Annotated in this window: 17 protein-coding genes; 5 read left to right on the forward strand and 12 right to left on the reverse strand. The window is 35.6% G+C overall.

Annotation, left to right across the window (positions count from 1 at the left end):
* The first annotated feature begins 19 nt into the window (after positions 1 to 19).
* Entirely contained in the window at positions 20 to 259 is a 240-nt protein-coding gene (locus LCI24_RS05475; protein WP_274639506.1) for a LexA family protein, read from the forward strand.
* 8 nt (positions 260 to 267) lie between these two features.
* On the opposite strand, the gene LCI24_RS05480 is transcribed toward LCI24_RS05475, so the two are convergent.
* The 8 genes from LCI24_RS05480 to LCI24_RS05520 all read right to left on the reverse strand — a co-directional run bounded on the left by LCI24_RS05480 (position 268) and on the right by LCI24_RS05520 (position 7,473).
* Positions 268 to 639 carry a hypothetical protein gene (locus LCI24_RS05480; protein WP_034260987.1) on the reverse strand — a complete coding sequence of 124 codons (372 nt, stop codon included), beginning with the start codon at positions 637 to 639 and terminating at the stop codon, positions 268 to 270.
* Between the two features lie 7 nt (positions 640 to 646).
* Positions 647 to 1,477 carry a DUF4138 domain-containing protein gene (locus LCI24_RS05485; RefSeq protein ID WP_274639507.1) on the reverse strand — a complete coding sequence of 277 codons (831 nt, stop codon included), beginning with the start codon at positions 1,475 to 1,477 and terminating at the stop codon, positions 647 to 649.
* Positions 1,474 to 2,403: a conjugative transposon protein TraM gene (gene traM, locus LCI24_RS05490; protein ID WP_274639508.1), complete on the reverse strand. Its 930-nt coding sequence runs from the start codon at positions 2,401 to 2,403 to the stop codon at positions 1,474 to 1,476. The genes LCI24_RS05485 and traM overlap by 4 nt, the downstream gene beginning before the upstream one ends.
* Positions 2,404 to 2,455: 52 nt before the next feature.
* Positions 2,456 to 3,070, reverse strand: a complete 615-nt coding sequence (locus tag LCI24_RS05495; protein WP_092205817.1) for a conjugal transfer protein TraK — start codon at positions 3,068 to 3,070, stop codon at positions 2,456 to 2,458.
* Between the two features lie 11 nt (positions 3,071 to 3,081).
* Complete coding sequence (locus tag LCI24_RS05500; RefSeq protein WP_092205816.1) at positions 3,082 to 3,924, reverse strand: hypothetical protein; 843 nt, start codon at positions 3,922 to 3,924, stop codon at positions 3,082 to 3,084.
* A gap of 2 nt (positions 3,925 to 3,926) precedes the next feature.
* On the reverse strand, positions 3,927 to 4,508 hold the full coding sequence (locus LCI24_RS05505) for a conjugal transfer protein (protein WP_085767703.1): 582 nt from the start codon (positions 4,506 to 4,508) through the stop codon (positions 3,927 to 3,929).
* A gap of 10 nt (positions 4,509 to 4,518) precedes the next feature.
* A complete protein-coding gene (locus LCI24_RS05510; RefSeq protein ID WP_274639509.1) occupies positions 4,519 to 6,915 on the reverse strand; it encodes a TraG family conjugative transposon ATPase in 2,397 nt (798 codons plus the stop codon).
* 270 nt (positions 6,916 to 7,185) lie between these two features.
* Positions 7,186 to 7,473, reverse strand: a complete 288-nt coding sequence (locus tag LCI24_RS05520; protein WP_153267915.1) for a hypothetical protein — start codon at positions 7,471 to 7,473, stop codon at positions 7,186 to 7,188.
* Between the two features lie 189 nt (positions 7,474 to 7,662).
* On the opposite strand from LCI24_RS05520, the gene LCI24_RS05525 reads away from it, so the two are divergent.
* Complete coding sequence (locus tag LCI24_RS05525; RefSeq protein WP_153267916.1) at positions 7,663 to 8,310, forward strand: N-acetylmuramoyl-L-alanine amidase family protein; 648 nt, start codon at positions 7,663 to 7,665, stop codon at positions 8,308 to 8,310.
* A gap of 97 nt (positions 8,311 to 8,407) precedes the next feature.
* Here the strand turns inward: LCI24_RS05525 and LCI24_RS05530 are convergent, their stop codons facing one another.
* The 4 genes from LCI24_RS05530 to LCI24_RS05545 form a co-directional block, all read right to left on the reverse strand.
* Positions 8,408 to 9,433 (reverse strand): CBASS cGAMP-activated phospholipase, encoded by a 1,026-nt coding sequence (locus LCI24_RS05530; RefSeq protein ID WP_274639510.1) that lies wholly within the window; start codon positions 9,431 to 9,433, stop codon positions 8,408 to 8,410.
* Positions 9,414 to 9,902 carry a type II CBASS E2 protein gene (locus LCI24_RS05535; protein ID WP_274639511.1) on the reverse strand — a complete coding sequence of 163 codons (489 nt, stop codon included), beginning with the start codon at positions 9,900 to 9,902 and terminating at the stop codon, positions 9,414 to 9,416. The genes LCI24_RS05530 and LCI24_RS05535 overlap by 20 nt, the downstream gene beginning before the upstream one ends.
* Positions 9,899 to 11,137 carry a nucleotidyltransferase domain-containing protein gene (locus tag LCI24_RS05540; protein WP_147865222.1) on the reverse strand — a complete coding sequence of 413 codons (1,239 nt, stop codon included), beginning with the start codon at positions 11,135 to 11,137 and terminating at the stop codon, positions 9,899 to 9,901. Before LCI24_RS05540 ends, LCI24_RS05535 begins: the two co-directional genes overlap by 4 nt.
* A 327-nt stretch (positions 11,138 to 11,464) precedes the next feature.
* Positions 11,465 to 11,590: a hypothetical protein gene (locus LCI24_RS05545; protein WP_255505958.1), complete on the reverse strand. Its 126-nt coding sequence runs from the start codon at positions 11,588 to 11,590 to the stop codon at positions 11,465 to 11,467.
* 146 nt (positions 11,591 to 11,736) lie between these two features.
* On the opposite strand from LCI24_RS05545, the gene LCI24_RS05550 reads away from it, so the two are divergent.
* From LCI24_RS05550 to LCI24_RS05560, 3 genes are read left to right on the forward strand one after another with little or no spacing between them, the layout of a single operon-like run.
* Entirely contained in the window at positions 11,737 to 12,426 is a 690-nt protein-coding gene (locus LCI24_RS05550) for an RNA polymerase sigma factor (RefSeq protein ID WP_147865221.1), read from the forward strand.
* Positions 12,413 to 12,757, forward strand: a complete 345-nt coding sequence (locus LCI24_RS05555) for a hypothetical protein (protein ID WP_147865220.1) — start codon at positions 12,413 to 12,415, stop codon at positions 12,755 to 12,757. Before LCI24_RS05550 ends, LCI24_RS05555 begins: the two co-directional genes overlap by 14 nt.
* Entirely contained in the window at positions 12,744 to 13,532 is a 789-nt protein-coding gene (locus tag LCI24_RS05560; protein WP_255505957.1) for an ImmA/IrrE family metallo-endopeptidase, read from the forward strand. The genes LCI24_RS05555 and LCI24_RS05560 overlap by 14 nt, the downstream gene beginning before the upstream one ends.
* Positions 13,533 to 13,564 lie beyond the last annotated feature (32 nt).

Consider the following 13,564-nt stretch of genomic DNA (forward strand, 5'->3'; position numbering starts at 1 on the left):
TGGTCAAAAAGGTGGTGCAATGGGTGGTGTAATAGGTGGTGCAATAGATGCTATAGATGAACTTACTAAAAGACAAAAAGCAGTACTTAAACTCATTGCAACCAATACTACTATTACTTATACTGAAATAGCTGAAGCTTTAGGCATCAATGAATCCCCTGTGGGCAAACATATAAATGCGCTCAAAACCAAAGGGTTTATAAAACGCCACGGTGGCACACAAGGTTATTGGGAAATTAATCTCGAAAAAAATCAGTAAGTATCCTTTTAAAAAGGCGATTTATCCTTTGAGCCTCTCGCATCCGCCAACCATTTGCCATTTTGCTTAACCAGTTTAAAAAGACCCGGTGTCTTATCATAGGCTGTAGTATATTTTACCCAAGCCACATCACCCATTATCGTATCCTGCAAAACTGTAAAGTTTGAATCATCCTTTACCGTCGCATTGAACATATTTATAGTATTCATATAATTAGAATATGCCTGTGGTGTTGAGTTGGCTTTTAAAGCTTCCTCATCTTTTTCATAAAAGCTTTCGATGACGATTTGGGCTGTGGCACTTGGTCCCGAAATTTTAGTATCAGAATCGGCACAAGAAAGGAACAGCAGTACGAGCGAGAAAACGACAATTTTTTTCATAATATTCTTAATTTGGGTTATTGATATATCTATGTGATATTTTCAGTTCAATGTTTCGTTCGCCATCCTTTTCATTCAATTCTAAAATCGCCCTACGGTCATTAGATAATGAAAATTTGGGCAATACATAAACGAAGCGCACAGTTTCACTTTCTGCAATTTTTGAAGGCAGATTGTGTTTGTACGTTGGTTCTTGATACAGGCGTTGCAACGATTTTCTTTTCCCTTTTTGTCTTGTTTCAATCGAAAGGTTTAAGAAATTCAAATCGTAATCCAAAGTAGAATTATTCTCAATCTGGATAACGAAGTAGAGTTCTTCCTTATCAAAAACAACATTTTCAACAGTCAAGACAATGCCTTGCGTTCGCTTCTTAATCCGACCGATACGCTGGTTTCTGTTAAGAAGATACGAGCAGAATTTTTGATAGTAATACGCTCTATTATCTACACGTTCTTCAGAAGATTCAGCAAGAATCGAATCGACCTTAATTGGTTTCTCATTTCCGATACTACTTGATAGCGGAATGAAATAATTGAGCTTAGATAGCTGTTTTTTATATCTTACAATATACGAAAAAATTGAACCATTTCTATTGACTACCAACAGATTACTTTCCTTCCCAGGCTTTGCCTGAAGAAGTCCAAAATACTGTTCTTTTTCACGATTGTAAGTAAATACAAAATTATCTGAACCGGTTATTCCTTGCCGAATAGGTTCAGGGAAGAATAATGCAACGTTTTTGGTGTCGTTGGCATATAGGGTATCGAGAACTGTAGTTGTTTGCGCTTTCGCGAAAGCGGAAATCAGTATCGCAAATATTAAAATTGTTGCTCTCATAATTTAGGTTTTAGAATTAATTTATAATTATTCAATACCGTAACTTTTACGTTTCGGTTGTTACGTCTGAGTACTTTGGATATACCACCAACTTGTGGTACGGTAGGAATGTTGATATCGCCAATAATATCGTCCAAGACTTCAGTGGTGGCTTCTGCTCGAAAATTGTTCTGTACATAGATACCTTCACTACCATCAGATAAATCGAATGCTTTGAGCTTCGTGGGATGATGCTTAATATTTTCAATTTCAATGAGCGCACGATTAGGCTGAAAACTTATGAAGCCGAAAATAGGTGTATTCTTAGGCATTTTTTTACCATTAATCGAAGCGGATTTAGTCAGGCGCATTCGCAATCTGGTATTCGCTTTTACAACTTGGTCGCCATCTACTACCACGTATATAGTTTCATCTGTATTACCAATGATTGAAACTTCATTGGGTTTTGGGGAAGCGGCAAAGAACAATTGATGTTCCAAGCCTAATTCTTTGGCTTCGATTTTTTGTTCTCTTTTTATTTCAGCGGAATCAATTGTTGAAGTTTTCGTTTGAGCTACTCTTTTCCTTCCAAAATTCCGATAGCGTTTTTCGGAATATTGAATCTTTCCGGCATCATAAATACTATCGACGATGCGTTCCTTTTCACGTTCCGGCAAGTCTGGGTCGTAAAAACCCAAAGAATCAATCAGTTTTTCATCGTAGATGCTGGGTGCATTGTTTTCGCGCACTTCCTTCAAATCATTAATGGCATCTAATTTAGATTCATATTCTTTTTGGTTTTCATCCAAATCGGGCACTAAGGTTTGTTGCAGGCTTTCCGTTTCACTTACATCATCGCCCATAACCATTACAGAATAGGAAATGAGAAATATGAAAATCACTGCCAAGACAGCTGCAAATACTATTTTGTTTTTTTCTACTTTCATAAGAGTATATTTTTTAAATGCCGATTACCAGCCTACCGTCAGGCAGGTCGGCTCAACTTTTATCATTTAGTTTTTTAAGGGTGTTCTCAAAATAATTGGTAATTAAAAGTCCGTGTGGATTGTTGGGAAAATTTCGATCCACCATAATAAGGTTTCCAGTGGAAACCAATTCGTAAGTGTCAATTATAGAACCTCTATTGATTTCAAAAACAGTAACCGTCCTAAAAACATACGTCCCGTTTTGTTCTTCTATTTGCGAATCGATGCTCAACACTTTCTGCACAAGCGAATATTGTAAGAGACGGTTGTAAACACCATCTGCTTTTTTCTGACGATACAGGTTGTCCACAGAACTGTTTCCCAACCAAAGTGCCTTTTTTAAATTACTTTCATAATTACTCGCATCAATATTGTAAAAATAATTGTGGAACAAGTCTAAATGTGCCAAGGCTTCAACCCTAAAATTTTCTTTTTGGGTTACGAGCTTCAGCGGAATAATGCTGCCATCGGTATTTATGGCAAAAGCGCTATTTAGTGCTTTTTGATTTGTGGAATATGCCATCCATAAAGCGAAGGTGCTGGATAGTAATGCTAGGACCAAAACTGCCAAAACGATAAACCGGTTTAATTTTAATACGTTGTAGATATTCTTGTATGGTGTTTTCATTCTGAATTGAATTAGTTGGTAAATAATCTGAGCGTAAAAGATGTGGCACGTTTATACAATTTGAATTTTAGGAACACGATAAAAGCCACAGAACCTAATTGAACGACAGGTGCAAAAAAGCCTTGACCTGTATCGGTTCCGAAAAGGTTTGTCCAAAAATTGGTATTGATTTCCGTATAAATAGCATTGATAAATACATTGACCAGAAAGAAGGCAGGCACCAACATATATACAGCCGCATATAATTTGAAAAATGTATAAGCAAGGGAACGGAATTTTTCAAAAACCGCTAAACTTATAACCAATGGAAAAAATGCCTGCATTATTCCCAACAGGAAAAAGCGTTCGGCTAAAAATAAAGGGTATATAAATAGGTCGAGAATCCAAAGAATGGTGCTTAAGATAAATGCTAATATTTTAAAGCCATACAACGGTGTTACCAATGCTTCGTACAAAAGCGTCATCGCTGAACTTGCAGCATCAAAAAGACTTACATCTTCCTCTAAAGGAATATCCTGCATTTGCAATGGAAGTAACGCAGGTGCTGTTCCCCTGTACTGTCCCTCGATGGCTACCAATATCCCATCAAAGAATCCTAACACCTGCGTTGAAAATATTACTAAAAGGACGATGGCAAAATTCTTTGCCAATTCGCCGGGACTCAAGCCCCAAGTATAACCGTCCTTATCGGCAATGCCTTCATTATACTTTTTTAAGATGTTGATCAAAAAGAACAGGACAGCAAGTGTTTTCATTCCTGCAATGGTATATTGTGAAAAGTTGCTTGCCTGTATGGTCTGGAACACCGTATCGATGTATTCCAACCCAATCCCTAAAAGTATGGTTGCGGTCATTATTAATAGTCTGTTTCTCGATTATTGACTTTATCCTGCATCTTTCGGAAGGAAATAATATCACGATAGCGTTTGGTTTTGGTTGTGATGCTGGACACCATTTGCTTTGATTCCTTCTCTTTTTCCTTGAGTACTTTTGCACGTTCGGCATCGCTCATTTTTAGGTAGTCGCTAGACAGAACTTCGTCAATAAAATCAACCGTTTCCAATGAGTTTTGTACAATGGCATCAAAGGATTCCACCACTCTACTGATTTCATCGGGTTTGATGTAAGGCGAATTCAAAATATCCTGCAAATCGGTTTGCATTACATTGATGAGTCGTTGATTGTTGTCTGCAATTTCTTGGACAGCATTAAGCTGTTGTACCACACTCGATACTTTCTCGATGGCTTCTTTTGCATCTTTCAGAAATTTCACAGACTTGATAAGTTGGCTCGTCTGTTTGGCAGATTCTACCAAGGATTTTACCAAGCTGATAAAGTTGGTGTTGTCATACACTGGCATTCCTTGGGCAGTAGCTTTGCTTGTCATAAATAAAGTCAGGGCTACGGTCATTACTAAAATTTTGATTTTTGTCTTCATAATATTTGTTTTAAGATGTAAATTGAATTATTGCTTTTTCCATATCGTAATGCTCGTCGTAGAGCTTCATAATTTCCTCATTTTCCTGTCCATCGGTTAAGTAAGCCGCATAAACTTCTTTTGGCACTTCTAACCGGAAAATGTTGCTTTCCCTACCGATTTTGATGAACATTTCGGTGTATTTCCGTGGGCCGGAAAGATTGTTTTTAATAGACTTTAGTTGGTTTAAATCGTGACTGGATAGATTGAGCCTTTTTACTAATTCATCATATCCCTTTTCATTATTCAAGCTGTAAATAACCTGTGTGTTTTCCAAAATACTCGCTGAAGTGGAATTGTTTGGAAGCTGATTGATGGATTGTAGAATAATCCCAATCGCACCGTTTTGTTTACGGATGGCTTGATAGTAGAACTCCACGCTTTCCAGTACATTTTCAAACTTCAGTTGCTTTGCAAACTCATCAAATAAGATAATGCCTTTTTCAGCACGGTTTTTCCAAATGGTTCTTTGGATGGCAGATTTAATCAGCTTCAACATTACGGACAGGATTTCCTTATTGTCCTTGACTTCATCGAGCTCAAAAACAATCAATCGTTTATCTTCGATTTTATAGGTTTGGTCTTCGCTTACTTCAAAAAGGAAGCTGTATAGACCATCGCCGACATATTCGGACATTACGTGCAAAAAGCTCGTTATGTTGAAGTAGTCGGGATGGATTTTTAGGGTATCTAAAAGGTCTTTTTGTTTCCTTTCTATAAAGCTGTAAAAACCATCTAACGAATGATTTTCTGAGGTGTTATTATAATAGTGACGCAATATCTTTTTAACCGAGACTGATTGTGCTTTTGTAACTTTTAAATCTGAAGCGAACAGTTCAAAAAGGAAAACAGATAGGTCTTCCAAACGTTCAGGTGTCAAGTCTTTAACATCGCTGATGTAAAATGGATTGATGCCTAAGTTTTTACCGCTTTCATATCTGAGAACCGTATATTTTTCAGGATAGAGCTTGGCGAATTTGGTGTAAGAACCACCTAAATCAATAATGACCAACCGTACACCACTTTCAAAATATTGGCGCAGAATATTGTTTGCCAAAAAGGATTTGCCTTCGCCTGTTGGTGCAAAAATGGCAAAATTCCGTGCCTTTATCCGTTTCTTTTTTTCATCCCAAACATCTTTTAGCACTGGAATGTTATGTTCTCTATCATTGAAGATGATTCCGGTGTTATCGGATTTGTAATTGGTATTGTTAATGAACAGACACAGAGCGTGCTTTAAATCTGTTACATATAAATCGTTATTTGAAAAGTTGGAAGAAAAGCAGCAGTAACTATTAAGAATATAGTTTTTACGCTCTTCGCCACGTGGATAATATGGGATGATATCCAGTTCCTTAAATTCGGTCTTGATTTTGGATGTGATTTTGTCCAGTTTTTTGGCTTCCTTTGCCCAATAGACAATATTGAGATGACCACGAATAATCCGTGCATTATCATCGGCATTGATTTGGTCAAGAATATGTTGGATTTTACCCAGAATCACTTTGTTCTGCGAACCGAAGTTGGAACTTTTATTCAATTCTTCAACTTTTTTATCGAGCAGCTTGCGCCACTTTTGTTTGTCATCGAGATATAGAATTTGATTGACAATATGATTTTCGTTAAGCGTAAGCCCTAAGCCATCAATAAACCCTTGATGAAACACAAAATCGTCTGAAGTGAATTTCTCATTGGTTTTGCTGCTCTGCACACTTTCGCCAAAGCACAGTTCGCTGTTGATGGCCAGGGCATCAAAATGGTTTTCGCCAATATTGACGCTTTTCTTTTCAAGTATAATATCTGTATCAAAGCCTTCGTTGAAACCATTGAAATAACCGTTGGTTAGTTTCTGAATTTTCTCAGCATTGAGTGGTAGAAATTCCATTTTTCGGCTATTATTGATAAAAGAAACGGAATCGCTTACCGAGTTGGCAAAGCTTTTAATGTTGTCATCCAGTTCCTGTACAATTCCCTTTGAAACCTTTCGGAACGGATTGACATATTTTGGATTGTTGAGCGCTTTGTTTTTGGTCAAGATGAAAAACAAATAACATTTGTGTTCAATATGTCCACGACCTTTAAAATGCTCGTGTGTCGCCTTCTCTAAAAAAGTTTTATTCGGAAGTTGTTCAGAAGAATAGGATTTCTTCAGGTAGATATCTTGTTTGTGAACTACAGTACCAATCGGTAAAGATTTCAAAGCCTGAAACCAAGCACCGTGCATATCTTCAAAATCCTTTTCGGACAACGAATAAATTTCTGGTAAGTTACCTTTATAGCACAAAACGACATTACCATTATTGGCAAATACGATATTGTCCTGAATATCTGCAATGGGTTGATATGCTGAAAGATTAATCTTGTTCATAATCGAAGCCTGAATTTCTTTTGTTACTGATAATTTTCGGGAAGGCTTTCGCCATCTGAAATAATTGTGGATTGTTTGTGATTCGGATTAATGCAATGTAAAGCGCAGCATTAAAAATTAAGACGCCTATAATTATTCCGAAACTGAATGAAAAAATGATAATCATTAAGGATCCAAGTATGGACATCATCATTAAGGCAAACAGGGAAATGGGCAGCCCAAAAATGACTGCCTTTTTCCTAATATTTCTATAGACCTCGAATCGCTTCATTATACTACGATTCCAATTAGATAGGTAAATATCCCAACAACAGCACCCGCAATTAAGACGAATACCAAAACTCTGGTAATACCTTTTTTTAAATCTGCGTTCTCGCCAAAGAAGTGTCCTGCATTAAAAAGGAAACCAACTAAAAAAATAACACCGAGTAAAATTGGAAAGATTGTTCTTATGGTATCACCTACGTCATTTACAGAATCCTCAATGCCACCAATTTGTGCAAAAAGAGATGTTGAGATAAGTGAAATAAATACTGCGAAATAATTTGATTTTTTCATAACTGAAAAGTTTAAAAATTTGTGTTGTTTTTGTTATTGGAAAAATACATATATTTGTTTACAAATAACTGATAATCAAATATTTGTGAATAAAATATTATTTGATTTTGTTTGATTTCCGATGATATTATTTGGCATCAAATTCTATGATTTTTGGAAGTTGAATTGTTAATAACCCAAAATTTGAAAATGAAAAAAGTGCTCAAAAACGTCACTTTTGTGATTTTGCTCTTAAAAATGTGTATCATTTTTGGGCAGGAAAATGCAACTCAAAAACGAATAATAATTGATGTTGGACACGGTGGAAAAGATTCTGGTGCGATAGGTGTAAATGGAATTCAAGAAAAGGATGTTGTATTGGAAATCGCAAATGCGATTTTGAAGCTAAATAACAATTTGGCTAAACCATTAGATATTTACTTAACAAGGTATAATGACACTTTGATTTCGTTATCCGATAGACCGAAGCTCTCCAATGCTCTTAAAGCAGATTTGTTTGTTTCATTACATTGTAATCATTCGGATAATCCGAATGCAAGAGGTGTGGAAGTGTATGTGAGCAATAAGCAATCAAAATATCAAGATGATTCCGTCTGGTTTGCTTTTCGAATGCAAGATGCGCTTAATAAGAAATTGGGTTTTGAGAGTAGGGGTGTGAAGTCTGCTGATTTTCAGGTGGTGCGGGAAACAATTAGCGATTGTCCTTCTGTGCTTTTGGAATTAGGTTTTTTGAGTAATTGGGATGAGAGCTTTTATCTAGGAAAACCTGAAACGCTCAGAACTATGGCATTGATTATTTTAATGGAATTGAATAACTATTTAAATGCTGGATTATGAAAGAATTTTTAGAAAAAATAATTACTACTATAAAACAAATTATCATCATACTATTTAAAGAACTTAGACCTAAAGCAAAGAAAAAGTAATATAGTATTTAATAAAAGTGATTTTTCAGAATAGTAGTCCTGTTGTGTTGAAATTCAATAGATGCTAATTCTGCAAAATTCTTAATTTTAATTCTGTCAGATTCGTCCATTTCGATATTATTATCCTCGTTCAACAAAACATCTATCCGGTCATAGACAAAATTTGGATTATCTCTTTCACTTCTGTCTATCCCTTGGTAAAGCAGGCTTATGTAATTTGCAACTAATTGTGATTGGCTTTGCATAAATAAATCAATAAGCCTTTTTCTACTATTCTTTACCATCCAATAATGCAAACCCCATTTTTTACGGGAATTACCATCGGTAAACTTTTTATATCCAGTTCCAAGTGAAAGGATTTCGAGCTGAGACATTTCAACTATAAAAGCCTTTAAGGCTTCTAGAACCGCTACTAATGTAGGGTTGTTTGCCATTATACCACCATCAACTTTGTTTACAAAGTCTTTTTGTGTGCCATTAAGGTCAATATATTCTGAGGTATATGGGTCGAAATATGTAGGTGCAGCAGAAGTGGCCATAGCAGCTTGATAAGCCGGAATGTGATAATCTCGCTCAAAAGCTGGATGATATTTGGTTTTTAACACACTTGGGTTGCCTTGTATCAAATCATAGATAGGAATACAAACATCTGTTTTGCAATCGCTAAGCCTTGGTTCAATTCCATTGTTTGCATCTCTGAACTTTTCACGAATAAGGTTTTCCAAAAATTCTCTTTCGTGTGCTGAATTAAGGATTTGACCAATGAAAAAAGGTTTTTTGCTGCCAAAAATTTTCTTGGCATTATCCAAATAAAGTTGATATATTTCTTTTGCAGGTATTCCCAAGGCTAATGCAATAGCAATAATGCCACCAGTTGATGTTCCTGTAATCAAGTCGAAATACTGATAAATTTTAGTTTTGCCATCAGAGCGATTTTTCAATTCGTCTTCTAAAAGTGTTAAGAACAATGCAGGGAAAACACCTTTAATGCCACCGCCATCAATCGACAATATTTTAAATTTTGTATTCTTCATTTATCAAGATATTTGTTTTGTTCTCATTAGGGTATTCATTATGACCACCGCCAAACCATTTGCCTTCGGGCAACCATAATTCATAGTAGTATAGCCACTCACTTATCCAAGGAATGATTGTATCAATAATGTAATTGTGCGCATTCCACTCTTTTTTAGATGGCGAATAAAGACATAGCTGCTGCTTTTGACTGTCATAAACGTGAGGCAGTTTTGTTCTGCTTTTTGCGATTTCCAATGTTTTATTGACAACAAAAATTTTTACCCATTTGTTTTCCATATAAACAACTTTTACATCATATAACTCGCTTATAGCAGTGGGTTGAATTTGAACAATGATTTCAAAATTATCCCATCCGCTTTTTAAGACCTTGATTTCTGGAAATACTTTTTTTATCCTCTTCAATTGTTCAGTTGAGAGAATACCTTTTACTTTTCTTTTCCTGTCTGTCTTAAAAAATTTGCTCATAAATTACCTTCAAAATTATGGTTTGGTATTGAAGTGCCAACCGACCCTAAAAGACCTGTTCTTCCTGCCATTTTTCTCAAACCAGATTCCCTTAGAACTCTATTTTTTTCGCCATAGTCGGCAAAAGCTTTATTTACGACCTTGTCCCCGTATTGTACTGAAAAGGATTCATTCAATCGTTGTAGGCCGACTCCTTGGCTGTATTTGATTGTTTCGAGGTCTTCCTCCAATTTATCCAACCATTTATAGAAATATTCTTCTTTTTGAGGAACATCGCTCCACTTGTCTGCAAAATTTTCCTCATCATTGACAGGGTTACTTATCCATCTTTCGTAACGGCCTGTCTTCGGATTCAGTTTCGTATCTATAAAGCCACGCATTGTGCTCACAATATTAACATAAGCATCAACGATGTTCTCGCTTCTGTCATAAGCTCTGGCAGCTAAAGTGGTAATTATAATAGAAATGGGCCTGTTTTCACTATCAAGTTCATCTGAACAAAACATAATATCCCTATGGCGTTTTAATAACTGAATTACACGTTGCAAGGGCATCTTTTCTTTTTGGTATGGCTTCACAGGATCAACAGATTCGCTCAGAGCGAACATTTTTGTTGAACTGTATATGGCTCTTTGATAAAACCATTTGGCATAGCCGAAAGGATTACTTTTCAACCACCATTCTGTGTCCGTTTCGGTAGAATAGTTATACTCTTCCTTATCGGTTAAGCGAATTGCCAGCTTATTGGTATCTATGCGTTGGCTATTGTTAAAGGATTCGCTAAGTAGAACCGTAAAATTTTTATCTGAAATGGATGGCAAAATATCCATATGGTAGTTAGCATTGTCTGAATAATCAAGTGTCCAACATCTTCGACCACCATCTTTATCCTCAATCATTTCCTTATAGGTAGAATGGTCTTTGAGTCTATTTCCAACAGTATCTTTTAAATGTTTTTGTGTCCAATAAATTGGTTTGCCTTTCAGTTTACAAACGAGGTCTATATCAATATCATCTTCATCGTTAATAGGCTTTATAATTGTGCCCAACATAAAGGAACCTTGAGGAAGTATCCTTGGGTTATATGGATAAAGTGGCGAGCCTTCTTTAGACAGCCAATCACCAACTGCTTCGTAACTTTTTACAGCTTCATTATATTGAGTTTCAGAAATATCTAGTTGCTTTCCCAGATTTTCCAAAATTTCAATCACTTCTTTTTTGTATTCTTCAGTCATAATAATTTTTATTTTAAAATTTCAATTATTAAGCCATTCATATCTTGTGACAGATTGACCGTTTAATAAATTTTGATTGTGGTAATTCTGCTTACAAAATCACCACAATCAATCTTCTAATTAGATTGCTCTAATATTGAAGCTATGCCATTTATAACAACGAGTGTTGCAATACGAAAGACTACGGCTTTTGCCATATCTCCACTCACATTAACACAATTGCCCTTACGACATACACTCAGTTCTCCTTTAGAGAAATTAATACTATTCATAAAAATGAATTTTTAGGTTAAACAATATCCATTCAGAGCTGTGGATTTTCGCTCATTACTTTCCTTTACTGTCTTTCCGGTTACTTCTAATGTGTTCCTTGATAATAATAGTTTTTCCGCCTACTTTTCTTTTGTGTTCAGGAATTCTATTGAACTTTTTACCAGATGAATCTTTAGCCATAGTTTTAATTTTTAGTTGAACTTACTTTTTTTATATTTGATTTTCATTATTAATTATTTACTTATAGCATTTTGTTGTTTAATCAAAGGTTTTATGGGTGCTGTCCACTCATATACCATTATAGATATATCCGTTTTGGTATATAGATGAATACAAGTACTAATCAGGACATAGATTTTGAAAAACTACCTAGCGTTGACCTGCTGGATTATATTTCTTTTAAAGATGAATTTCCAAAAGAGGCAGGAGCCGCTTTTGTGCAATTCTGTTATCGATTTGAGAAAGATTTGAAACGTAAGTCCGAGATTTACTGCAATAAGTATGGATATAACGAGGTGGTGGCTTTGGAAATAGCTCATTGTACTTTTGCCAGAGTTTGGAAATACCCAACTTTTGACAAAGACAAGTCCAAAGCGAGAGATTTGGATAAGGGCATACTTATTTGGATGTATCGAATTTTATACACCCAAATAATTAAATATGGCGAAAAGAACACTTGTGCAGAGCCTACTGAAGAAGAAGATTTAAGCCTGGTTACAAATGCAGATGAGTTGTTGGCAAAGTTTGACGTACCAGACGACGCTGAGGCAAAAAGGGTGGTTGTGGCAAAACTTAAAACCATTGAAAGAGCTCTTACCCGATTATCTGAAAAGCATCGAATCATTTATTTTACTTATAGAGCTTATCGAAAGGAAGGTAAAAAAGTGCCAAGAACAATTACAAAACTGCTTAGAGATAAACTCTCTTTAACCCAAAAATCCGTGAACACCTATTACGGCGATGCGGATAGACACGTTACTAACTATTTAGACATTATGAATAATGGCCAAGCCTAAGAAAATAGAACTAATTGAAACAGCTCAATTGGACAGTTGGTTAGGTTCAACAGGGTTTTTATTCCCTAGTAATGAACTTGAACTAGATAGGTTCAATAAATTATATGAAGATTATGACTATAAGTTGGATGATAAATCTATTAACCCAATTGCCGTAATCAATAATACGTTTTATAGAAAGCCAAAAGTCATAACAATGTTTGAAGAAGATGTTGTTGAAGAAATTGAAACCCTAAGAATGGTCGCTAGAAAAGGAAAGAAAGAATTGCCTCAACACATTATAGATAAAATGCGGAAAAAACATAACCAAGATTCTAGTGATTCGGAATAAAACAAACATAAAGGAATTAGCCGAAAGCATTGCATTGGAATATGAAGAAAAGATTACGCCTCTTGACAAAATATTAGATGATGAAGGCCTATCGGTATTTTATGACAGCTACGGCAAGAACACCTTTGATGGAATGACTTTCTTTGATAATGGAAAGTTTTATATTCACATAAATACCGATTTGGGTAATAGGCCAGATTCTGCAAGAGGAAGGTTTACGTTGGCACACGAGCTGGGACACTACTATATAGATTCCCATAGGATTGGATTGAAAAAAGGATTGTTAGAACCACATCCGTCAAGAACTAATCAGAAGCAGTTTAACCAAATAGAAAGAGAAGCAGATTTTTTTGCATCCTGTTTGCTGATGCCAGAGGAAAGGTTCTCAAAAGATTTTTATCGTAAAACCTTTAGTATTGAATTGGTAGATTATTTGAAGGACGAGTATAAAGTCAGCAGGACTGCCTGTGCTTTCAGGTTAGCAGATATAGGAAATCACGATATTATGATTGTCTATGGCGAGAATGGAAAAATACGTTGGAAATATTGTAGCGAACATTTTCCCTACAAATACCTGTTATATGAAAACAAGGTGGCGCCAAATACAGTAATGGGCGAATACTTTAAGAACATTACTGATAACCTGTTCAAAAAAGAAGAGATTTGGGCAGTTGATATTTTCAACTACGTTAAGGAAGACAATATTCAAAGAAAGTTTTTTGAGCATTGCATTACTTTTAAGGGTAGAGCTCTTAGCATTATTTGGGAAGAATAGTAGTTTTCTTTTTCCAAGTAAAGCCTCATTAA

Origin of the sequence: Tenacibaculum larymnensis (genome assembly GCF_028829235.1) — a bacterium.
Lineage (GTDB): Bacteria > Bacteroidota > Bacteroidia > Flavobacteriales > Flavobacteriaceae > Polaribacter > Polaribacter larymnensis.

Excerpts from the sequence above, each read along its gene's own strand:
- LCI24_RS05475 (WP_274639506.1), top strand. The coding sequence starts at position 20 with ATGGGTGGTGTAATAGGTGGTGCAATAGATGCTATAGATGAACTTACT.
- LCI24_RS05480 (WP_034260987.1), bottom strand. The coding sequence starts at position 639 with ATGAAAAAAATTGTCGTTTTCTCGCTCGTACTGCTGTTCCTTTCTTGT.
- LCI24_RS05485 (WP_274639507.1), bottom strand. The coding sequence starts at position 1,477 with ATGAGAGCAACAATTTTAATATTTGCGATACTGATTTCCGCTTTCGCG.
- traM (WP_274639508.1), bottom strand. The coding sequence starts at position 2,403 with ATGAAAGTAGAAAAAAACAAAATAGTATTTGCAGCTGTCTTGGCAGTG.
- LCI24_RS05495 (WP_092205817.1), bottom strand. The coding sequence starts at position 3,070 with ATGAAAACACCATACAAGAATATCTACAACGTATTAAAATTAAACCGG.
- LCI24_RS05500 (WP_092205816.1), bottom strand. The coding sequence starts at position 3,924 with ATGACCGCAACCATACTTTTAGGGATTGGGTTGGAATACATCGATACG.
- LCI24_RS05505 (WP_085767703.1), bottom strand. The coding sequence starts at position 4,508 with ATGAAGACAAAAATCAAAATTTTAGTAATGACCGTAGCCCTGACTTTA.
- LCI24_RS05510 (WP_274639509.1), bottom strand. The coding sequence starts at position 6,915 with ATGAACAAGATTAATCTTTCAGCATATCAACCCATTGCAGATATTCAG.
- LCI24_RS05520 (WP_153267915.1), bottom strand. The coding sequence starts at position 7,473 with ATGAAAAAATCAAATTATTTCGCAGTATTTATTTCACTTATCTCAACA.
- LCI24_RS05525 (WP_153267916.1), top strand. The coding sequence starts at position 7,663 with ATGAAAAAAGTGCTCAAAAACGTCACTTTTGTGATTTTGCTCTTAAAA.
- LCI24_RS05530 (WP_274639510.1), bottom strand. The coding sequence starts at position 9,433 with ATGAAGAATACAAAATTTAAAATATTGTCGATTGATGGCGGTGGCATT.
- LCI24_RS05535 (WP_274639511.1), bottom strand. The coding sequence starts at position 9,902 with ATGAGCAAATTTTTTAAGACAGACAGGAAAAGAAAAGTAAAAGGTATT.
- LCI24_RS05540 (WP_147865222.1), bottom strand. The coding sequence starts at position 11,137 with ATGACTGAAGAATACAAAAAAGAAGTGATTGAAATTTTGGAAAATCTG.
- LCI24_RS05545 (WP_255505958.1), bottom strand. The coding sequence starts at position 11,590 with ATGGCTAAAGATTCATCTGGTAAAAAGTTCAATAGAATTCCTGAACAC.
- LCI24_RS05550 (WP_147865221.1), top strand. The coding sequence starts at position 11,737 with ATGAATACAAGTACTAATCAGGACATAGATTTTGAAAAACTACCTAGC.
- LCI24_RS05555 (WP_147865220.1), top strand. The coding sequence starts at position 12,413 with ATGGCCAAGCCTAAGAAAATAGAACTAATTGAAACAGCTCAATTGGAC.